21 protein-coding genes are annotated in these 19,718 nt (G+C 39.7%); 10 read left to right on the top strand and 11 right to left on the bottom strand.

What is annotated here, in order from left to right; translation table 11 throughout:
* Positions 1-69: 69 nt before the first annotated feature.
* Both BW142_RS07370 and zigA read right to left on the bottom strand, forming a co-directional pair.
* Positions 70-759, bottom strand: coding sequence for a DUF1826 domain-containing protein (locus BW142_RS07370; RefSeq protein ID WP_076924441.1), 690 nt, complete (start codon positions 757-759; stop codon positions 70-72).
* Entirely contained in the window at positions 759-1,958 is a 1,200-nt protein-coding gene (gene zigA, locus BW142_RS07365; RefSeq protein WP_076924440.1) for a zinc metallochaperone GTPase ZigA, read from the bottom strand. The genes BW142_RS07370 and zigA overlap by 1 nt, the downstream gene beginning before the upstream one ends.
* A gap of 223 nt (positions 1,959-2,181) precedes the next feature.
* Between zigA and BW142_RS07360 the strand changes: the two genes are divergently transcribed.
* Positions 2,182-4,317: a TonB-dependent siderophore receptor gene (locus tag BW142_RS07360; RefSeq protein WP_076924439.1), complete on the top strand. Its 2,136-nt coding sequence runs from the start codon at positions 2,182-2,184 to the stop codon at positions 4,315-4,317.
* A gap of 34 nt (positions 4,318-4,351) precedes the next feature.
* Here the strand turns inward: BW142_RS07360 and BW142_RS07355 are convergent, their stop codons facing one another.
* The 4 genes from BW142_RS07355 to BW142_RS07340 all read right to left on the bottom strand — a co-directional run bounded on the left by BW142_RS07355 (position 4,352) and on the right by BW142_RS07340 (position 7,919).
* Positions 4,352-5,446 (bottom strand): mechanosensitive ion channel family protein, encoded by a 1,095-nt coding sequence (locus tag BW142_RS07355; RefSeq protein ID WP_076924438.1) that lies wholly within the window; start codon positions 5,444-5,446, stop codon positions 4,352-4,354.
* A 97-nt stretch (positions 5,447-5,543) separates the two neighbouring features.
* Positions 5,544-5,945 (bottom strand): DUF6691 family protein, encoded by a 402-nt coding sequence (locus BW142_RS07350; protein ID WP_076924437.1) that lies wholly within the window; start codon positions 5,943-5,945, stop codon positions 5,544-5,546.
* A gap of 3 nt (positions 5,946-5,948) precedes the next feature.
* On the bottom strand, positions 5,949-6,362 hold the full coding sequence (locus BW142_RS07345) for a YeeE/YedE thiosulfate transporter family protein (RefSeq protein WP_021032090.1): 414 nt from the start codon (positions 6,360-6,362) through the stop codon (positions 5,949-5,951).
* A 132-nt stretch (positions 6,363-6,494) separates the two neighbouring features.
* Positions 6,495-7,919 carry a sugar porter family MFS transporter gene (locus BW142_RS07340; RefSeq protein WP_076924436.1) on the bottom strand — a complete coding sequence of 475 codons (1,425 nt, stop codon included), beginning with the start codon at positions 7,917-7,919 and terminating at the stop codon, positions 6,495-6,497.
* Positions 7,920-8,304: 385 nt separating this feature from the next.
* Here BW142_RS07340 and BW142_RS07335 point away from each other — a divergent pair, with 385 nt between their 5' ends.
* On the top strand, positions 8,305-8,760 hold the full coding sequence (locus BW142_RS07335) for a hypothetical protein (protein WP_076924435.1): 456 nt from the start codon (positions 8,305-8,307) through the stop codon (positions 8,758-8,760).
* 62 nt (positions 8,761-8,822) lie between these two features.
* A complete protein-coding gene (locus BW142_RS07330) occupies positions 8,823-9,566 on the top strand; it encodes a competence protein CoiA family protein (RefSeq protein WP_076924434.1) in 744 nt (247 codons plus the stop codon).
* A 102-nt stretch (positions 9,567-9,668) separates the two neighbouring features.
* Here BW142_RS07330 and BW142_RS07325 read toward each other — a convergent pair whose 3' ends face one another.
* The gene (locus BW142_RS07325) at positions 9,669-10,163 is read right to left on the bottom strand and encodes a dual specificity protein phosphatase family protein (protein WP_076924433.1); all 495 of its coding nucleotides are present in this window, start codon (positions 10,161-10,163) and stop codon (positions 9,669-9,671) included.
* An 89-nt stretch (positions 10,164-10,252) separates the two neighbouring features.
* On the opposite strand from BW142_RS07325, the gene BW142_RS07320 reads away from it, so the two are divergent.
* From BW142_RS07320 to BW142_RS07310, 3 genes are all read left to right on the top strand, one after another.
* The gene (locus BW142_RS07320) at positions 10,253-12,454 is read left to right on the top strand and encodes an exonuclease domain-containing protein (protein ID WP_076924432.1); all 2,202 of its coding nucleotides are present in this window, start codon (positions 10,253-10,255) and stop codon (positions 12,452-12,454) included.
* A gap of 135 nt (positions 12,455-12,589) precedes the next feature.
* On the top strand, positions 12,590-13,471 hold the full coding sequence (locus tag BW142_RS07315; RefSeq protein WP_076924431.1) for a hypothetical protein: 882 nt from the start codon (positions 12,590-12,592) through the stop codon (positions 13,469-13,471).
* Positions 13,472-13,537: 66 nt separating this feature from the next.
* Positions 13,538-14,491 (top strand): surface lipoprotein assembly modifier, encoded by a 954-nt coding sequence (locus tag BW142_RS07310; protein ID WP_076924430.1) that lies wholly within the window; start codon positions 13,538-13,540, stop codon positions 14,489-14,491.
* On the opposite strand, the gene BW142_RS07305 is transcribed toward BW142_RS07310, so the two are convergent.
* Entirely contained in the window at positions 14,475-15,821 is a 1,347-nt protein-coding gene (locus BW142_RS07305) for a S8 family serine peptidase (protein ID WP_076924429.1), read from the bottom strand. The two genes, BW142_RS07310 and BW142_RS07305, sit on opposite strands and share 17 nt — an antisense overlap.
* Positions 15,822-15,962: 141 nt before the next feature.
* Here BW142_RS07305 and BW142_RS07300 point away from each other — a divergent pair, with 141 nt between their 5' ends.
* Genes BW142_RS07300 through BW142_RS07290 form a run of 3 tightly spaced genes read left to right on the top strand, consistent with a single transcriptional unit; the run spans position 15,963 to position 17,729 of the window.
* Complete coding sequence (locus BW142_RS07300) at positions 15,963-16,454, top strand: RNA polymerase sigma factor (RefSeq protein ID WP_076924428.1); 492 nt, start codon at positions 15,963-15,965, stop codon at positions 16,452-16,454.
* Positions 16,451-17,191 (top strand): hypothetical protein, encoded by a 741-nt coding sequence (locus BW142_RS07295; RefSeq protein ID WP_076924427.1) that lies wholly within the window; start codon positions 16,451-16,453, stop codon positions 17,189-17,191. The genes BW142_RS07300 and BW142_RS07295 overlap by 4 nt, the downstream gene beginning before the upstream one ends.
* A 25-nt stretch (positions 17,192-17,216) precedes the next feature.
* A complete protein-coding gene (locus BW142_RS07290; RefSeq protein WP_076924426.1) occupies positions 17,217-17,729 on the top strand; it encodes a hypothetical protein in 513 nt (170 codons plus the stop codon).
* Positions 17,730-17,773: 44 nt separating this feature from the next.
* Here BW142_RS07290 and BW142_RS07285 read toward each other — a convergent pair whose 3' ends face one another.
* Positions 17,774-18,571: a DMT family transporter gene (locus BW142_RS07285; RefSeq protein ID WP_253188806.1), complete on the bottom strand. Its 798-nt coding sequence runs from the start codon at positions 18,569-18,571 to the stop codon at positions 17,774-17,776.
* A gap of 176 nt (positions 18,572-18,747) precedes the next feature.
* Here BW142_RS07285 and BW142_RS07280 point away from each other — a divergent pair, with 176 nt between their 5' ends.
* The gene (locus BW142_RS07280) at positions 18,748-19,269 is read left to right on the top strand and encodes a sel1 repeat family protein (protein ID WP_076924424.1); all 522 of its coding nucleotides are present in this window, start codon (positions 18,748-18,750) and stop codon (positions 19,267-19,269) included.
* 2 nt (positions 19,270-19,271) lie between these two features.
* Here BW142_RS07280 and BW142_RS07275 read toward each other — a convergent pair whose 3' ends face one another.
* A complete protein-coding gene (locus tag BW142_RS07275) occupies positions 19,272-19,424 on the bottom strand; it encodes a DUF2496 domain-containing protein (RefSeq protein WP_076915774.1) in 153 nt (50 codons plus the stop codon).
* Positions 19,408-19,689: a late competence development ComFB family protein gene (locus BW142_RS07270; RefSeq protein WP_024599785.1), complete on the bottom strand. Its 282-nt coding sequence runs from the start codon at positions 19,687-19,689 to the stop codon at positions 19,408-19,410. Before BW142_RS07270 ends, BW142_RS07275 begins: the two co-directional genes overlap by 17 nt.
* Positions 19,690-19,718 lie beyond the last annotated feature (29 nt).

Here is a 19,718-nt window from a genome sequence, read left to right as displayed (position 1 = left end):
GTTAAAAAGGGTTGGCCAATTATTGAAAAGAGACGCCATTACATTAGGTATATTATTAATTTAAACGCATTAAATAAAATCCAGCGTGAGTAATAAGCGTTGCTCGTTTACAGCCACTGGTGGCGAGCGATGGACTAAACCTGCACCCTCGTTGTCATCCCAGTATTCTCCTTTAAGCAGTGCCACATCACCTTGTTGTAGTTGATTAATATTGCTTAAGTTTTCAAATAAACCAGACTCTTCATCTGGTTTACCTAAATTACCCGTACCTAGCTTTGAGCGGTTTACATCGCTGTGATTTAACCACTGCGTAGCAACGCCTTGGTAGGTAGTAACTAACCGGCACGGAATTTTGTCTACATGAAAACGCGGACACATGGGACGCTCCAATACGGTAAGCCTTAACCCAGCGCGCTTTAAATCAAACAGGCAGCAAAACATTTCAACAAGTAAGACAATGTCTTCACAAAGTGTATTAACTTCATCACGATTATTATCTTCTGGCTTAAGCGCAGTTATTAACTGATCAAAAGCGTCATCGGGCGATAAAGCAAGTTCTATTGGCTTTAACGCGTAGGTGGTAAGCAGTGTATTAACTGCATTTGTTAATGTTTGCTCAAGGCCTCTTTTCCAAATAACAATGTTAGTGTCTTGGTTATAAATTTGTGGCAATACATTGGCGTCACACTCTTTAGCTGCTTTTCGGTACAGCGGTTCCGCAGGCTTTATTTGCGCAGTTATTGGGGCTAGTGCGTTCATTATTCTTCCTCCCAAATAGGAAACGGGTCGTTATAGGTTCTCCAAAAGTCCTTACCCTTGAGTACGGCATCTTCTGATAATAAGCAGTTATTAAGCGCGTTCATCATGGCTTGTTGATCTAACGATTGACCAATAAACACAAGCTCTTGACGCATATCACCAAAAGGCTCTACCCATTTATTATTAATATCAGCAAGCAGTTCGGGCTCGGTAGGCCACTCTTGTTGGGGGATGGCCTTAAAAAACATACCAGCAAATCCGTAGTGAGCAATACCGCCTGCTTGGCTCCATTGCCCGCAAAATAACGGACGCGTTGCTAGCCAAAAATAGCCTTTTGAGCGGATAAGCTTGCCAAATTGCTCTGTACTGTGAAGAAAGTTATAAAACTTTTCAGGATCAAAGGGGCGCCGAGCTGTGTAATTAAAGCTGCTAATTCCGTATTCTTCGGTTTCGGGGATATGTTCACCGCGCATTTCTTTAAGCCAACCAGGAGCTTGTTGAGCTCGCTCAAAGTTAAATAGGCCGGTGTTGAGTACTTCATTTATATTAATATTGCCGTTTGAAATAGGAATGATTTTGGCTTGAGTATTAAGTGTATTTAAAATGGCAGTAAGTTTATTTAATTGAACAGATGTTATTAAATCAGTTTTACTTATTAAAATTACGTCGGCAAATTCAACTTGATCAACAAGTAGGTCGGCTACACTGCGATCATCGTCTTCACCAAGTGATTCACCCGTTTGTTGTAGATCGTTTGCTTGCTCGTAATCGTTTAAGAAGTTGACTGCATCAACCACCGTTACCATTGTATCAAGAGTGGCAACATCACCCAGCGAATTACCGTTTTCATCGGTAAAGGTAAATGTTTCGGCCACTGGGAGGGGCTCAGATATACCCGTTGATTCAATAACGAGATAATCAAAACGACCTTCTTTGGCCAGTTTTCCTACTTCAATCAGCAAGTCTTCACGTAAGGTGCAGCAAATACAACCGTTGCTCATTTCAACGAGCTTTTCGTTACTGTGATTGAGCGATACATCGTTTTTAATAGTGGCTGCATCGATATTTATATCGCTCATATCGTTAACTATAACAGCCACTTTTTTACCTTGCCTGTTATTAAGAATATGGCTAAGTACAGTGGTTTTACCAGCCCCCAAAAAACCTGATAACACTGTGACGGGCAGTTTATTTATCATTTAATAATCTTATTAAATTACAATTAAAGGTATGTTATATTATATCAATTCCGTATTCCAGTAATGCTAATTAATTTTTTTAATGCTGAGCTGCAAATTTAGTGTGTTACTCAAAAACTCTTCATTCGAAAAATAAGGATGAATATGAAATTATTTACATTGCACATGTTAATGATAGTCGTTATCATTCACAGTGTTTTATAAACCTCTTCTTTGGATCAATATGTTTAACCAAAAATATTTGGCGCTCAGTATTGCTGCGTCTTTTTCTGCTTTTTCTAATGTGGCATTTGCCGAGCAAAATAACGATATTGAAAAAATAGAAGTAACTGGCCGTGCCCAGCAATTTTACCTAGAAACCGAAAGTAAAATTGGTACTAAAACGGATTTAGATCTTATTAAATTACCGCAATCTGCGCAGGTATTAACCGAGCAACTTATTATTGACCAAGCCGCGCGTGACATTACCGACTTATACCGCTCAATTGCTGGCGTAAGCGAATATAGCTACTCAGGCGTAACTTTTCGTGGTTTTAGAGATGATGCCAATGTATTTTACGACGGTGTGCGCGGCGACCCGTACTCAGGCTTTGGTGTACCGCAGTTATTTAATGTTGAACTTGTTGAAGTATTAAAAGGCCCAGCCTCAGCTTTATATGGCGGTGGCGAACCTGGTGGGATGATTAATTACGTAACCAAAAAACCAAGCTACTTAGAAAAGCGCGAATTAAAGCTCACCTTGGGTAACTACAACACGCGTGGCGCATCACTCGATATGACCGGTGGTTTAAGCGATACAATGGCTTATAGATTGGGTGGTTTTTATGAAGAGCAAGACAGCTTTCGTAACAATGCAGACTCAAAAAACACCGAGCTAACAGGCGGATTGTTATTTGATTTGAGTGATTCAACAACGCTTACAACAAGTATTGATTACATAAAACAAGACTTAGGTGGCAATCGCTTACGTGGAGTACCGGTAGATGATAACGGCAACTTTCTGGTAGACCCTTCGTATAACGCGAACGAATCATTTGACTATCAAGATATGGAAGCTTTGGTGCTTCAAGCTGAGTTAAAACATAGTTTTTCTGATGACTTTTCTGTTAGCTCTACTGTGCGATACCTTGATAATGAGCGCGACCAAGCGTATCACGAGTCGCAAAATTGGGTTGACGTAAATGGTGATGGCGTTGCTAATATAGATGATGAAACTATAAGACGAGAATACCGCAAACAGTTTCGAGCAAACGAAGAAATAAGCTTAACAACTGATTTTGTATATAACGTTGAGCAAGGTAATTTAGAGCATCAATTTTTATTTGGTGGCGATTACCATGTGGTAGAAACGCAGTACGATTACTTGCGTGCCCGATATGAGGCTGATGGTGTAGCAAACTTAAATATTTATACACTTAATTACGGTGAAACAGACCCTAGCACCTATAACTTAACCGATTTAGATCGTGATGGTGTAGATACCGATCGCTTTGGTGTATACGCTCAAGATGTTATAAGTATCGGCGAACAATGGACCGTAATTGCAGGCTTACGCTACGATTACTTTAAAGAATTAAATAAGGAAACAGGCTTTAGCTATTCCGATAACGGTGTAACACCTCGCGTTGCAGTAACGTACCAGCCAATAGAAAACACCTCTGTTTACATAAACTACTCTGAAAGCTTTAATCCTACATCGTCGGGCGATCAGGAAGATGTTGTAGGCGAGGGCAACTTAGACCCAGAAACAGGTAAACAAACCGAGTTGGGCATGAAAAACCGATGGTTTGATGGCAAAATAATGAGTACATTTGCTGTTTATCAAATTAATAAAGAAAATGTGGTAATGAGCAACCCTGACGATACGGGCGCGGGTGATGGCATTGCCGCATTATTAAATATAGGTGAAGTAGAAAGCCGTGGATTTGAAACAACCTTAGTAGGCGATTTATCCGAGCATTGGACAATAACGGCTAATTACGCATACAACGATACGCAAGTAGTAGACGGTGTAACGGGTGATACGCTTTCAGATACATTTGGTGATGGCTCGCGCTTTGCTAATGCGCCGCGCCACCAGGCGGGTTTATGGTCACGCTATGGACTCGATGCAATTAATTCCTCTATTGCGTTTGGCGCTAATTATGTGAGTGAGCAAGTAAGCTCCGATGGTCAAAAAGTAAAACCGTTTACCGTATTTGATATGAGCTGGACGAGTCGCTTTGATGACGTATTACTAAGTGTAAATATTAACAACCTGTTTGATAAGGAATATGCTGTAAGCGGATTTAGCCAGCGTAACGGTCACTTTCCGGGTAGCCCGCGTGAAATTGTTGGGCAAATAACCTACAAGTTTTAATACTTATTAGCGCGAGTGTCTCTCGCGCTTTGTTTTAAGTATCGCCTTGCACCTTTTTATCACTATTAAATTTAGCGGATTCTTGTGTAGTGTTAATAGCCGTAATAGGGAAGGGGATTACAATACCTTCTTTTTTATAGCGTTTATGCAGGGCTTTTATAAAAGCAGATTTTACCCAAAAGCGATTAAAGTATTCTTTAGCTCTAAGCATCACCGTAAAGTTAATGCTTGATCTATCAAAGGTATGAAAAACCACAAAGGTATTGTAATCATCAACACCCCATTCGTGTGAAATAAGTATTTCACGAGCCACTTCAAGTGTTACTTGTTCAACAAATTCTAAATCTGAATCGTAATGCACACTTATATCAACAGGCACGCTTAGCTCTTTTTCAGGGTAAAAGTAATTAATAATACGCGATTTAGATAATTGGCTATTAGGTATAATAATCATATTGTTAGGTAGCATTTTAACCCATGTAGATCGCCAGCCTATATGATCAACAAAGCCTTGCTCCTTAGATTCAAGCTCAATAAAATCACCCACCCTTATAGGTTTATCTATTACTAGCTGCACGCCAGAAAAAAAGTTTTCGAGGGTAGGTTGCAAAGCAAGAGCAACAGCCAGTGATGTAATACCTAACGAGGCAATAATGGGCGTAATAGAAATACCTAACGTGCCCATTAATACCAGTAATCCCACTGACGATAATGTAACGCGTATCACGCCTTTAATTATGCTTTTTGAATTAAAAACCACGGCAGATTGTTTACCATAGTAATTAATAGTGCCAATAATAAAGCGGTCTAAAAACATAATAAGTGCAAGCAGCGCTAATACAATATTAATGCTATTAAAAGGGATCTGTTGAGAAATAGAAGTACTAATAATGAAAGTGTCGTGCTCTAAAATGGTGAGTAGCACAATAATTGTGCACAGTGTTAGCGGCTTAGATATTGACTCTATTAGTAAAGTATCGAATATAAATTTGGTTTTTGAAGTCCATTTTTTTAGCCAGTACATTACAAAAAAACGAATTAAAAACAGTAGTATAGCTATAAGTAAAAGGGAGGACGCTGCGCCTAACCAAGGTGTGTTGTTAGAAAATTCCAGCGCTTTATTTAGCATAACTTAAACCTGTTCAATATAGTTTTATATATATTGCAGCAAGTTATGTACCTTTGTTTGGGTAAAAGTAGCTGCCGAGTTTAGTCGGCAGCAAATATTATACTTTTTTGGCTAACCACATACCGCCTAGCACGGCTGCAAAAAACAATAAAAACTCCATTTTAAGAGATACTAATTGAACCAAACCCGGGCCTGGGCATATACCACTTAAACCCCAGCCTAAACCAAAAAGTACCGAGCCGATAATTAAGCGTGCATCAATTTTTTTTAAATCACTTAAATTAAACGTTCCTGAAAGAAATGGCTTTTCTTTTTTTGCAACCCATAACCATGTCAGCATCATTATTAGCATGGCAACAGCCATCACTATAATTAAGCTTCCGTCCCATTGGTTTCCATAGGTAAGAAAGTTAATCACTTTAGCGGGGTTTGTCATCCCGCTAACAATAAGTCCTAAGCCAAATATAAAGCCTATAACAACCATCATAATTGCTTTCATTATTTATCCTACAAGGTTTGCTGTAATGAAGGCGACAAGCATAAATGTGCATGTTGCAACCCAAGAGCGAGTAGAAAAGCGCGACATGCCGCACACACCATGGCCACTTGTACACCCATTAGCTAACGTTGTACCAGCGCCAACTAAAAGCCCTGCAACAACAATAAGCCAAGGCGGTAATTGCAATTCGCCTTCTAATAAAGATGGCGCAAATACCCTTACAGCCACTCCTGCCAACAACAACCCTAAAATAAAGTATAACTGCCAACGAGAGTCTGAATTTGCTTTAGCGAATACAGACTTAACAATGCCTGATATGCCCGCAATTTTTCCGTATAAAACCAGTAATAACGTACACGCTATACCTATTAATGCACCGCCTATTGCAGCCGATACTGGGGTGAATTCTGTTATCATTTTTAAATTTCCCAAACAATAGAAACGCCTAAGCCGGTTTGTTTCATTTCGATTGATAATTGTTGATTAGGCGCTAAGTAGTTAGCACCCGTTACTTTTTTTGCTGGCGAATAAAATCACCGCTTTTAAAAATCACATAGATTCGAGCGTTTTACCACGTGTTTCTTTAATGTATTTAACAACAAAAAATATGCTAATAAGTGCCGATAAAGCATAAAAGCCGTACGCACCTGCAAGGCCAATATTAGCCAGCATAATAGGGAAGGTCATGGTAATGGCAAAGTTAGCAATCCACTGCGCGCTTGCAGCAACAGCAAGCGCTGCACCGCGAATACGGTTATTAAACATTTCGCCTAATAACACCCACACAACGGGGCCCCAACTTAATCCAAAAAATACCACAAATAAGTTAGCCATAATAAGTGCAAAAGTACCCATGTTATCGCTAAGGGCAAGTTTGCCTGCTTCATCAAGGCCTGCGCTACCAAATATATAAGTAAGCGCGCTTAAGCTAATAAACATACCAATACTGCCTACAAGCAACAGTGGTTTACGGCCAACTTTATCAACTAGGGCAATGGCAATAAAGGTCGATACAATATTAGTGGTGCCCGCTAATACATTTATAAATAACGATTGCGACTCATCAAACCCAGCGGCTTGCCAAAGCTCAGAGCCGTAATAAAACACCACGTTAATACCCACAAACTGCTGAAATACACTCAGCGCCACACCCACCCAAACAATTGGGTGTACTTTTTTACTGCCATCAATAAATAAATCACGAATATTTGGCATTTTATCGGTATGCAAAGAGCTTTTAACATCGCTTATTTGCGCATCAACATTGTCGTTCGATATTTTACTAAATACCGCTTTGGCATCGGCTATTTTACCTTGTGCCACTAAATAACGAGGCGACTCAGGAATAAACAATACACCGACTAAAAACAACACTGCAGGCACAAGCTCAGCCCAAAACATCCAGCGCCAAGCGGCTGTATCAAGCATTAAAATATTTTGCGCACTGCCTGCTGCATCAGCAATTAAATAGTTACTTAAAAACGCAGCAAACAAGCCCAGTACAATAGCGAGTTGTTGCAATGTAGCTAAACGACCGCGAAGTGCAGGTGGCGCAACCTCAGCAATGTAAGCTGGCGCTAATACCGATGCAGCACCAATACCTAAGCCACCAAATAAACGATAAAAAATAAACTCCGCAGAGCTTTCGCTAATGCCTGAGCCAAATGCACTAATGGCAAAAATAATCGCGGTGATGATCATAATTGCACGGCGGCCAAATTTATCAGCCAGCGGCCCCGCAGCAAGTGCACCTAAGGCACAGCCAAGTAACACAGACGCTACGTTAAAGCCCGTAGCCACACTGCTAGAATTAAATGCATTACCGAGCGCCGACACCGTGCCGTTAATAACGCCCGAGTCAAAACCAAATAAAAAGCCACCAATAGCAGCCACGGCCGATATAAAAATCACGTAAACAAGAGAGGTGTTTTCAGCTGTGTTGGCTGAGTGGGAAGGCGGTGTGTGCGTTGTCATTATATGCCCTGAAAGTTAAATTAAATATAAAAGAGCATAATATCGTAAAGCGCTATGGCTGAATACATTTGTGCAGGTATAAAGGGTTTGGCGAGTATATATTGAGCTGTTTTTAAAGGCTTTAAAATTAAGTCACCGCCTTTTAAATAACACAGGCTGAATTCAATAAGCAATGTGCGTTGTATGGGAAGTATCTGTTGTAGCAATATTACTGATCTCACCCATTTGGGTGTGTTTCTGCAATTACATAATCTGTTCGAAATTAAGTAATTGTTTACAGTTGGCTATTTGGTGGATAAGGTAAATACGTTAAAAAATAGGGTCGTTTGTCGGTTTATAAAGCGTCAAATGTCGTAGATTAAATTGTCATATTTATAGAGATACCATGTCTGTAATTCGTAGCTCAGTTTTTCAAATCATTTTTAAATCAATTTTTTTACTATCATTTAACTGTATCGGATTCTTTGCAATATATGCTGGCGCTCTTTTATTCCTTAGCGAGAGCAATACTTCGTTATCGCCAAATGAACAACTTTTGGCGTTAATTCTCGCTTTGGTTACAACATCTATTTTTGCTTGGTGGATGGTACTCAGCTTTCGGCAATACGAAATCAAAATAGACAGTGAAGTAATCCTACTTAAAGGATTATCTGGCTGGAAAAAAATTGACAAAACTTTTCCACTCTCCGATCTTGATGGTGCAGAATTAGGAACGGATTTAGCTCTATTTAAGGGGGAAAAATTGGTGGCGAAACTTTCAATGGTTTCTATAGCATTTGACAATCATTCGCTAAATAAAAGTATTACAAAAACTTTACCCGCTCCTGAATTGGTTAAATAAATATAACAAGCCAATCCAGCAGCGGCTGATTGAGGCATTATACAACCGAGTGTTATGTACTTATGAAATTTTCATTAGTTGACGGATTTAAGCAAGCTCCTCTGCCTAAGATGAAAGGAGTTTGTATATATTGTGGTAGCCCAACCGTAGCAAAGTGTGGTTCAAAAATTAGATGGCATTGGGCGCACAAGGTAAAATGTAGTTGTGATCCTTGGTGGGATAATGAATCCCAATGGCATCGAGATTGGAAAAATCATTGGGAAGATCATAATCAAGAAATAGTATACTTTGATAAAAGTGGTGAAAAGCATATTGCAGATGTTGTTAATGAGCAGAATATTGTAATTGAATTTCAAAACTCCCCAATGTCTGAAGCTGAGTTGAAATCAAGAGAGGATTTCTACGGAGATATGATTTGGGTAATAAATGGTCGTAATCTAGCGAAAAACATAAAATTAAGTGCGATGCTTCCTGATCCTCTGCATGAATCAATGGAAGATATATCTATTCATTCAAGTAATCATAAAACTCATTTCGTTTATTCTTTTATTTCTGAGTATCGAGGTCCGAATGAGTTAGTAGAAATACATAGCTCAGATAAAATAGATGGAATAATTAAATCCACGCATGTAGGACACTTCCTCTTTGAGTGGAAAAGGCCTAGATATGTTTGGTTTAAAGCAACAAAACCAGTTTATTTGGACTTTGGACAAGGTGTCATCTGGCAATTAATGCGTTTTAACAATTATAGTAGTTTCTGTATTAAGGCATGTATTAAAAATGATTTCTTGGCAAAGTTTAAATGAGTTGCATAACAAGTGATCAATCTTATCAGTGCTAATTCATTACAGGCTATAAATAGAATTATTGGCACTATTTATAGTGCTAAATCCTCCCCAATTTCTGTCTTACACCTCAAAATTCTCAAAGTACTCTTTTTGCAATTCTATAGTGAGTGCTTTAGGGCGAATGCCTTGTACTAGGCTGTATACTTCTTCTTTTGTGTAACCTGCCGAATTTAAAATAAGCGCAGCGACCAACCCTGTGCGGCCAGTGCCGCCTTTACAATGTATGGCAATGGTTTGTTTGTGTTGTATGGCCTGTAATATGTCGGTTTTGTGGGTGTTCCAGCTTGATGTAAAAGGCTGTTTGGGTGCTTCGTCGTCATTTATTGGTAAATGAAACCACGTTATATCGTGCTTATTGCACTCACTATTAATTGTTTGTACGTTGTTTTTTTCAAGTTCTTTTTGCGGCATAAGTGAAAGCAGCATGTGAGTGCCAGCCGCCTTTAATGTGGTGATTGAATCCGCTAGGTTTTGCGTTTTTGTGCCAGGGCAGGGCGTAAAAATAATATTTGCGCCGTTATTAAGTGATAAAACATTGTATGGGTGCGCGCTCATGGTAAGTCCTTTATTTTTAATAAATTTGCTTTAATACGCTCACTATAGCGTGTTTTAGTTACAAGTTTAAGATTGAATAATAAGCACAAATGCTAGATACTGTTTTTATATACAGTTATGGCGATATTATGAAAAAAGAATTACCAGCAAAATACTATTTAGCGCATTTTAGAGAGCTTATTGAGTTTGTAACTAGTAAATGTATGCATTTACTTGAGCCCAAACACAGCGAATTTATTAGTAAAATTAACCAGCTAGATGAGCAAAGCCAATGCATGTTGGCGCGTGTGTACTCGCGAAAGCCTTATTTAGTGCAGGCGCAATCGCTTAATTATGAAGAAATAACCTCGCCGCATCAGGCTATTTATACGCTAAAAAAAGCCGATATTTTATTTGAGCCAAACGAGCAGTATTATTCGCAGCTTTTAGCGCACTTAACTAAGCCTTCTTTGGTTGAGTTGCTAAGTAATTACAGTGAGCAAATAAGTTTTAAAAAGAGTGCCGCTAAAGGCGCGCTGGTGGATATTGCGCGTGAGTTTTTTAAAGCACGCCCACAAGAGCTTGCGCCACTTTATAGCCAGTATGTAATTAATAACCGCAGTGATTACTACGAGTATTTTGAGTTTTTATTTGCAGGTAAACTAAGCAGTGGAGATGTGAATCATCAAAACCGTTTTGTAATGCGAGATTTAGGCTTAACCGCTACGCGCGAAGGACACAGCGAGAGTTTGTCACGTTTTGAAACACTTGACGAAGCGCAATCAAACTATTTATTAAACCGTTACCGGTTAGCATTTAAAAATATTACAGATGAGAGCGATTACGTCGCTTTAGCGTCGCAGGTTTTAGTGCAAGCTGCACATGGTGCAATTGCCGTTGTATTAAAAAACAAACTATTAGTTAGGCTTTATAGGCAGCTAAAAACAGTTGATAGCGAACTTGCTTTTAGTTTACTTGAAGGGTGCGTGGATGATAGCGAAGCACAAGAAATTCAAATAAGAGAGCAATACAGGCTTGGCAATAAAGAGTGGGTAAAAGCTCGATTAGAAGCCATTATCGAAAACCCACTTACTGATGATTTACTGTATTTTGCTGACGATTTTTTAATGCGTAAGTTTAATAAAAAAACACGTTCGCGTTTAAGTGCCATGCTTGCCGATACTCAGTGCGTGCTAGAAATAGATGAACTGTACCGAGGTGAAGTAGAGCAGGGCGTAAACGATTATTATACTCGCGAAGGTATGGCTGTATTTAATACCGAAAACACGCTTTGGCAAAGTTTGTTTGGTTTAGTATTTTGGCACGAGTTATTTGTGGAGTCGCCTTATCCGCCATGCAATGAGTTTGATATTTATCCGCAAGTATTAAGGCTTGGTAATTTTTATGAAGCGCAGCAAACACAGATAAACGAGCGCTTAGCTCAGTGCCAAACGTCGCAAGCATTACTTAATTTAGTATGCAAAAATGCAGCGCAATACTTTGATCAGCCCAATGGATTATTTAGATGGCGCAGCAATTTATTAGAGCCACTAGAAGCGCTTATTTTAAACAGCCCACTTGAGGCATTAATTACTCATTTAACGGCTATGAGTAAACATTATTTACAGCTAAAAGACGGCTACCCCGACTTAATGGTTATTAATAATGGCCAAGTACATTTTGAAGAAGTAAAAGCCCCAGGCGATAAGCTTAGGCGCAACCAACTTACAACTATTGATAATTTAAAAAATGTGGGCTTTACAGTACACATTGCTGCAGTTAAGTGGTTTGTAGACCCAAACCGTGTTTACAGCGTAGTTGATATAGAAACCACGGGCGGCTTAAAAGGCGGCAACCGAATTACCGAAATTGGCATTGTTAAAGTGCAGCACGGTAAAGTAATTGATACTTGGACAAGCTTAGTTAACCCCGAGCGCCATATACCTGGCTTTATTACGTCATTAACCGGTATTAGCGACAGTATGGTTTACAACGCGCCTGTATTTGCCAATATAGTTAAGCCGCTATTAGATATACTCGCAGGCAGTATTTTTGTAGCCCATAACGTTAATTTTGACTACGGCTTTATTAAAAAAGAGTGCGAGATGGCAGGGCACTTTTTTAAAATGCCAAAAATGTGCACCGTGGTTGAATCACGCAAAGCGTTTAAAGGCTTAAAGTCGTATTCGCTTGGTAACCTTAGTGCGCATTTTGATTTAAATTTAACCAGCCATCACCGCGCATTGGCCGACGCAACCGCCACTGCCGAGCTGTTATTGCTGATACAAAATAGTGAAACGCAAACGCCGTAGGGTATTGGCTTACCTTTAAGTATTTGAAATTTAGTTAATAAGTGATTTTATTGTAATTTTTTAATTTATTTTGGAATAAAGTGTTTTTGTAAATCGTCTTCTTTATGTCAATCCGACAAACTAGAGGACAAAACAATGACTAAATTAAATAAAATTGTAAGCGTAATGATGTTAAGCGGTGTGTGTACTTTTACAGGTGCAGTGCACGCCGCTGATATTGAAATATCTCAGTCAACGTCGGCGCAGCAACAAACATCTACATCTATTGCGCTTTCACAAAATGATTTAACAGCCAGTGGTAGCAATGACACAAACGCATCTAGCAATACACAAGTAACGGCAGATGACTCGCAAAACACAGATTCAACGGCGAATAACACGCAAACTTCAGCGCAAGAAAGTAGTGAGGCCGCAGAGCCTGCAAATTCATTAGTTGCATCTGCCAGCTCATCTTTAAATAACTCATTGAATGCATCGGCATCGTCTTTAAATGCCACAGGCAATACCTCAGCCAATACAGCGCTCGATGCAACAACGCAGTTAACCTCATCGGCGGGTAATTTAACGACTGCTGTGAGTCAGTCGTCATTACTTTCTCTTACCTCTGATCAAGCCGCTCAGACAGGCACTACCGATACACCAACCGATGCCTCTTTACTTTCAAATGTCAGCAGCGCAATCGATTCAGTAACACAAGCTGATGCAACAAATGCGCTTAATGCGGGTGAGCTTACAAACCAATTAGCAATTACTAATACGGCTGCAAACTCAGTGAATTCTGCACTGCAAATAGGTGATGCAATTAATACCAGTAATGAAGTAGTAAGCAGTGTTCAGCAATCTTTAATTGCTAGTGTGCAAGATAGTACGGTTAGCAGTTTACAAAATACGGTACAGCAAAGTGTTAGCGGGCAGGTGAGTGCAGCGGTCACTGATCAAATTAGTAACGATGTAGCACTTAGCACTGCAAGTGAAGTAGTTACCAACATTACTAACGACTTAGACCTAGGTCTTTAATACGGCCTAAGCGTGTTTGCACAAATGCCGAATAGGGAAACCTATTCGGCCTGTTGGAGAATAAATATGAAAGCAGTTCTAACCGCCACATTGTGTGTTTTTAGTGCCCAAGCGGTCCTTGCACAAACTAACCACGTTGAAACACCTGAGCAAAGTAAGCCCTTTAAAAGTAGCTTTGAGCTAAATGCAGATGCTGAAGTTGGGGTATTAAGTAATTCGGCGTTGTCGGTTCAGGAGCTTGATGATATTTCGTCGCAAAGCGACAGCGGCATAAAAACCGCAGCCGGTGTTAATGCAAAATGGCAATTAGCCAAAAGCGCTAAATTAACATCAAGCTATAAGTTTGAACAACAAGACTACGATGAATTTGATCAATACGATTTAGACCTTCATCAATATGGTTTAGATGGCAGCTATAGCTTTAATAGCCATGAGGTGGGGGTGCGTTACGATGGTGCAAAAGCAAATGTAGATGGCGAACCATTTTTACATTTTAATCAAGCCAGCGCCTACTATGGCCACTTTTTGAACCCGCATACGTATTTGCGTATGAGTATAAAAACCAAAGCTAAACGTTTTGCTACTGCAAAAGCACGTAATGCCGACGGCGTAGGTGCCGATGTAGCGCTGTATCATTTTTTAAATAATGGACAAACCATGCTAATGGCAGCGCTAAGTGCCGATAAAGAAAACGCCGACGACAACCAATACGACTTTAACGGCTACGGCTTTACTACTAAAGTTACCCACAAATTTACGGCCTTTAATGTGGCTAACAAAGTGGGGGCTGGCTGGCGTTATCAAAATAAAGATTACGATGAGCAAACAACGGATGATTTTTTTGAGCAAATACCGTCGCGAGATGAGCACCGAAATGTAGTCAATGCGTTTTATAACCTAGCTGTGTTTGATCACGTAACACTAATAGCCGAGGCTGAATATGGCGATTATCAATCAAAGCTTAGTAGTAATACCTATACGCAATCGGTTTTATCGGCGTCAGTTAAAGTGCACTTTTAGGTGGGTAAATGGCGCCATAACCAAAGGTGGTGTCTTTGCCTTGCTCGCCTAAATCGACGGCCAGCGAAGTAAGCTCGTTAAGTGCTTTAGTTTTATTATTACCATGCTTTAACAATAAACAACTTAATGCCGCGCTTACATGCGGCGCCGCCATTGACGTACCCGACTCTCTCCCAAATTTCCTATTACCCTGGCTTGTAACAACATTTACACCAAAGGCTGTAAAGTCTATGTAATCGCCTTTATTTGACCATCTATAAATTTGGTTTTTTGAATCAATAGCACTTACCGCTATCACGCTTTTATATGCACCTGGGTATAACGGCTGCGACGCCGGACCTTGATTACCCGCAGCAGCTACAATTAATACGTTTTGTTTTATTGCTGCAGTAATACTTGCTTCTAAAATTGCGTTATTTGGCCCCGTTAGGCTCATATTTATTACGGGTATTTTATTACTAACTAGCCAGTTAAGTGCTTCTACTATGGCAAATAATGTAGCCCCTTGTGCATATTCAGATTGTCTATAAAACACCTCTGCACTGTAAAGCTCGGCACTGCTTAAAAGCGGGTTAAGTTTTGCGCCTTTACCTGTAATTAGCCCTGCAATGGCGGTGCCGTGTAAATTTGGCGAGCTTAACCCTTGTGGTAAAAAGCTTTGCGTGGTGATATTTGCGCCTTTAAAAGCACTGTGTTTGGTATTAATGGCGCTGTCGATCATGCCAATTTTTACGTTTTGTGTGCAGTAAGGGGCAATAGATTTATTTGGTGTTAGTTTTGCGGTAGGCTCGCCTGTTTGCGCTTGGTATATGTGGTTTCGGTCAAGTATTGCAGACTCACCTAAGTTAAGTGCTTTTAATAACTCACTTTTAGAATTAACACCTTGGGGTACATTAAAGCGCACTAAGCTCATATTAAGTGCGTTGTAATTTTTTACCGATACAATGGTTACATTTTGCTGCTTTAGCGTATTAAGTTGTTGGCTATTTGCCATTAATAACCATTGGCGCTCTATTGCTCTAAAGCCGTTTTCAAGCTCTACTTCTACAAATGCGGTGTTTTGGCTATTTATATTAATGTTAAGCACATTAGGTAAGCTGCTAATTGGCTCACTTATTTGAGCTTTTAGTTCATCAATCGATATTTGTGGTACAGGCACTGGAAGCGGCAGGCGTTGTGCTCGCTCTATAGTTTGTTCAATACGCTGCTCTATTGGGCTTAGCTGCCCAAGCACCTGATCGACTCTTACTATGTTGGCTGAACTCGTTGCGCTAAATATGCAAAGCGAGGCGGCTATTATGTGTTTAACGCGTGTGTTTTTAATATTCATAGTGGGTTACTTCTATTAAATTTATCATGCTGGTTAGTTAACGTTTAACACATAGAAATATTTCATTATTTTAAATTATTTTGATTGTTTGGGAATAAATGTTTTTTTGAATCGTCTTCTTTATAAAAGGGGTAAAAATCAATGAATGAAACTCTAAAAACCTTATTGCCCATGCTTAGGCGTTTTGCCTATTCGCTAACGGGTAGTAAAGCAGATGCAGACGATGTAGTGCAAATAACAATTGAAAAACTATTAGTAAAAGGCATTCCGGATGACGTTGAGCCTGCTAAGTGGGCATTTAAAATTTGCCGTAATGTGTGGATAGACGAATACCGCTCACGCAAGGTAAGGCAAAATACGGCTCAGGCCGATATTTTACCAGAGCCAATAACAAGTAATGAGCATCACACACTCGAAAACAAACAAATGCTTAAACATGTAAATACAGCACTTGGGCAGTTACCTGAAGAACAACGCGCCATAGTATCGCTGGTGGCAGTGCAGGGCATGGCCTATAAAGAAGTAGCACATACGCTAGATATACCTATAGGCAGTGTAATGAGTAAATTATCGCGCGCACGCAGTACACTTTATAACTTAATAAAACCCGACTTTAAAAAGGAGCAAGTATGAACATTAACGACGAAACTCTTAGCGCCTTTTTAGACTCAGAGCTAAGCGAGCACGAAATGGAGCAAGTGCGTAAAGCCCTTGAAACCGATGATGCGCTAGTAATGCGACTTGCAGAATTTAGCGAAGTAGACATGCTAGCAAAGGAGCACGCAATAAGTATTGACGACGCACCACTTAGTGACTCATTAGCTAAAACGGTTGCAAAGCTTGATGCAGCTACTACAAAAAACACGTTAAACAGCAATGTAGTGACGTTAACGCCTTGGCAAAAGGTTAAGCAATCGGCTAATAAAAGTTTAGCAATAGCAGCAAGCGTTGCTGTGGTATTTGGTATTGCAATGACGAGCTATTTACAACCCAGTGAGGCGCAAAACTTAGTAGCCAGCAATACCGCATCAGCCCTTAACACACAACTAAGTAGTGGTGTGTTTGAGCAAAGTGATGGCTCAGTATTTAGTGCGCAGCTTAGTTTTAAAAATCAGCAAGGTGAGCTTTGTAGGCAGTATGCACTAAGCTCAAATAATACAACGCAAACAAGCATTGCTTGTAAAACGCAAAGCGGTTGGCAAATTAAAGCGCAAACAGCCGCGCAGCAAAGTGATAATAGCGCGCAATATCAAACGGCGTCTAACAACAGTGAGTTAGATGCTGTTATAGATAGCATGATCAGCGGCGCACCACTAGATAGAGCGCAAGAGCAGCAAGCAATTAGCGCAAAGTGGCAGTTAAACAAATAATAATGTGTATAAAACGAGGTGAATTATGAAAACATCTATTTTAATTATCAGTATTTTACTTATGGCGGGCTGTGCATCTAAACCTGATTACCGCGCCGCGAATAATGGCTCACAAGGTTACAGTGAGCAAAAAATTAGCGACGATCAATACCGAGTAGAATTTAAAAGTGTGTCAAACAACGTAGCCGATGCCGGTGACTATGCATTATTGCGCGCGGCTGAGCTTACACAAGCGCAAGGCTACGACTGGTTTGTTGTAACTAATAAAGAAACCTTTGTTGAGTCTAAATCGCAAGCTCCTGCGTCATCTATTAGTGCATCACAAAGCCAGCAATATGAGCGAAACTGTGGTTTATTAACCTGCGAAACACGCGCACGCCCAACAAGCAGCGTAGGCGTACAAGTGAGCAATAATGATAAACGCAAAGAAGTGCACACCCTAATTGATATTAAAATGGGCAAAGGGATAAAACCAAGTGACAACAGCTTTAGCGCCCAAGACTTAATTGAAAACTTAAGCAAAAAGGCGCAAAAGTAAACGTTTGGTAAAAGCGCTTGATATAAGCACTTAGCTTGTTTTCGCTAAGTGCCTTTTCGTGGTAAAAAACCAGTAACCAGCATTGTGCCTACAATTACAAATAGTGCGCCTAGTAATGTATTTGGCCCTATTTGCTCATCTAAAAATAAATGCCCCCAAAATATGCCAAATAATGGAATTAAAAATGTAACCGTGAGTGCTGAGGTTGGGCCTATATCTTCGATTAATTTAAAAAATAATATATACGCAAGCGCGGTACATACGACGCCCAGTACTAATACACCTAGCATAACGTTGGTGGTTGGAACTTCACGTATTGGCATAAATAAAATAAGTGGCAATACCATAAAACTCGACGCCCACATTGAGCCATGAGCGTTATCGAATGGAGCCAATTTGGGCGCATTTTTAGTGTAATGCGATGCAATGGCATAGCAAAGTGAAGCGCTTAATGCTGCTACTATGGCTATAATTGATTGGCTATTTAATACAAAGTGATTTTGCCCAACAAGTATTGCAACACCTATCAAGCCAAGCAATAGACCAAGCACCATACTTCTGGTGGGCTTTGTTTTTGTCCATAAAATACCAACTACTGCGCCCCAAATAGGGGTTGTTGAATTTAAAATTGATAAAGTAGAAGCGCTTATAGTTTGAGCTGCGTAAGCAAAAAATAAAAATGGCAGAGCAGAATTAAACGCGCCTATAATAAAAAAGTGTTTTTTGTGTTCAGTAAAGGCTAAGCGGCGTTTTAAATACAAAGCAACAATAAATAAAGTAACTGCAGCAAAGCCTACTCTAAACTCAATTAATACCGCAGGCCCCAAGCTGTTAGCGGCCATTCGCATAAATAAAAAAGAAGCGCCCCAAATAGCGGCCAGAAAAATAATCGCAGTAAGCTTGCTAAGGTCATGATAGTATTTTAATTATGCTGATTGGTTTTTAGAATAACAGGGTTTATAAAAAGTGTAAGCCATATTCGGAACTGGCATATAAAAATAATAAATTAAGGATAAGAATGAAAAAGTTCTCAGTAGCTTCTATGGTATTTATTACTTTGTTGGGGGGATGTAATTCAAGCCCAATCAACCTTTACAGTGATACCACCATGAAAAAGAATGAATACAATGGTATTAAAGCGTATCGAAAAGGGGAGTTTGAGGCCGCTTTCAATTATTTAAAAGAGCCTGCTGGACTAGGCTATAAAAGTGCACAATACACATTGGCATTTATGTTTTTGAAAGGCCAATACTTGGAGCAATCTACTAAACTAGGGATGGGCTGGCTAGGTGTTGCAAAAGAAGCGGGGGTTGAAAATTGGTCTGCGCAATACGATGTATTTTACAGTGCAGCGACTGTGCAGCAAAAACAAGAAATAGACGAAATAGTTGCGTTGTATATAACGCAATTTGGCGTTAAAGCACAAAATATGACCTGTCGTCGTTCAACTTCGCCTAGGCGCACATTTGGTGAAGTTAAAATTGATTGCACTAAGCACGAAGGTATCGTTACCGAGTACGACATACAAATAATAGAATAGAGTTACGGCTTTTCTAGCTTTTTTTCAAAGTCGCTTTTAACAATATCGAGTGCTTTTAAGACCTCTTCTGGAGCAACATCGTGTTGCTCTAGTATCATAATTAAATCTACTGCAAGTTTAATATGTGTAGGGGCTTGATCAAGTGGGTTGGTCATTTAACTCTTTCTTTTTTGATATTTGACTAATGGCGACATTTATTGCTGTTTGCACACGCTGTTCCATATGTATGCGTTCTGATTGCGGTAAATAAAATGCCATATCTACATCGTAGCGAATATATCGTGGCGGGAGCTGATTTAGTACCGTACAACAAAAGTCAGCCATTACATCTTCACCATATTTTTCATCAAGTTTAAGTTTGATGATTTCTTCAACTACAATCTTTTCGTAATAGTTGTGTATATCTTCGTGTAATCGCATATTCCCACCGCTTTAAAATAATCCGTTTA

It is taken from the genome of Pseudoalteromonas sp. EB27, assembly GCF_001974875.1.
Lineage (GTDB): Bacteria > Pseudomonadota > Gammaproteobacteria > Enterobacterales > Alteromonadaceae > Pseudoalteromonas.
This window is presented reverse-complemented; position numbering and strand designations above follow the sequence as displayed.

Bases quoted from the DNA above. Each gene is read 5' to 3' on its own strand.
- BW142_RS07305 (WP_076924429.1), bottom strand. From the start codon at position 15,821: ATGAATATTAAAAACACACGCGTTAAACACATAATAGCCGCCTCGCTT.
- BW142_RS07350 (WP_076924437.1), bottom strand. From the start codon at position 5,945: ATGAAAGCAATTATGATGGTTGTTATAGGCTTTATATTTGGCTTAGGA.
- BW142_RS07280 (WP_076924424.1), top strand. From the start codon at position 18,748: ATGAAAAAGTTCTCAGTAGCTTCTATGGTATTTATTACTTTGTTGGGG.
- BW142_RS07325 (WP_076924433.1), bottom strand. From the start codon at position 10,163: ATGAGCGCGCACCCATACAATGTTTTATCACTTAATAACGGCGCAAAT.
- BW142_RS07290 (WP_076924426.1), top strand. From the start codon at position 17,217: ATGAAAACATCTATTTTAATTATCAGTATTTTACTTATGGCGGGCTGT.
- BW142_RS07285 (WP_253188806.1), bottom strand. From the start codon at position 18,571: ATGGCCGCTAACAGCTTGGGGCCTGCGGTATTAATTGAGTTTAGAGTA.
- BW142_RS07370 (WP_076924441.1), bottom strand. From the start codon at position 759: ATGAACGCACTAGCCCCAATAACTGCGCAAATAAAGCCTGCGGAACCG.
- BW142_RS07300 (WP_076924428.1), top strand. From the start codon at position 15,963: ATGAATGAAACTCTAAAAACCTTATTGCCCATGCTTAGGCGTTTTGCC.
- BW142_RS07360 (WP_076924439.1), top strand. From the start codon at position 2,182: ATGTTTAACCAAAAATATTTGGCGCTCAGTATTGCTGCGTCTTTTTCT.
- BW142_RS07315 (WP_076924431.1), top strand. From the start codon at position 12,590: ATGACTAAATTAAATAAAATTGTAAGCGTAATGATGTTAAGCGGTGTG.
- BW142_RS07295 (WP_076924427.1), top strand. From the start codon at position 16,451: ATGAACATTAACGACGAAACTCTTAGCGCCTTTTTAGACTCAGAGCTA.
- BW142_RS07345 (WP_021032090.1), bottom strand. From the start codon at position 6,362: ATGATAACAGAATTCACCCCAGTATCGGCTGCAATAGGCGGTGCATTA.
- BW142_RS07275 (WP_076915774.1), bottom strand. From the start codon at position 19,424: ATGACCAACCCACTTGATCAAGCCCCTACACATATTAAACTTGCAGTA.
- BW142_RS07310 (WP_076924430.1), top strand. From the start codon at position 13,538: ATGAAAGCAGTTCTAACCGCCACATTGTGTGTTTTTAGTGCCCAAGCG.
- BW142_RS07320 (WP_076924432.1), top strand. From the start codon at position 10,253: ATGCTAGATACTGTTTTTATATACAGTTATGGCGATATTATGAAAAAA.
- BW142_RS07340 (WP_076924436.1), bottom strand. From the start codon at position 7,919: ATGACAACGCACACACCGCCTTCCCACTCAGCCAACACAGCTGAAAAC.
- BW142_RS07355 (WP_076924438.1), bottom strand. From the start codon at position 5,446: ATGCTAAATAAAGCGCTGGAATTTTCTAACAACACACCTTGGTTAGGC.
- BW142_RS07335 (WP_076924435.1), top strand. From the start codon at position 8,305: ATGTCTGTAATTCGTAGCTCAGTTTTTCAAATCATTTTTAAATCAATT.
- BW142_RS07330 (WP_076924434.1), top strand. From the start codon at position 8,823: ATGAAATTTTCATTAGTTGACGGATTTAAGCAAGCTCCTCTGCCTAAG.
- zigA (WP_076924440.1), bottom strand. From the start codon at position 1,958: ATGATAAATAAACTGCCCGTCACAGTGTTATCAGGTTTTTTGGGGGCT.
- BW142_RS07270 (WP_024599785.1), bottom strand. From the start codon at position 19,689: ATGCGATTACACGAAGATATACACAACTATTACGAAAAGATTGTAGTT.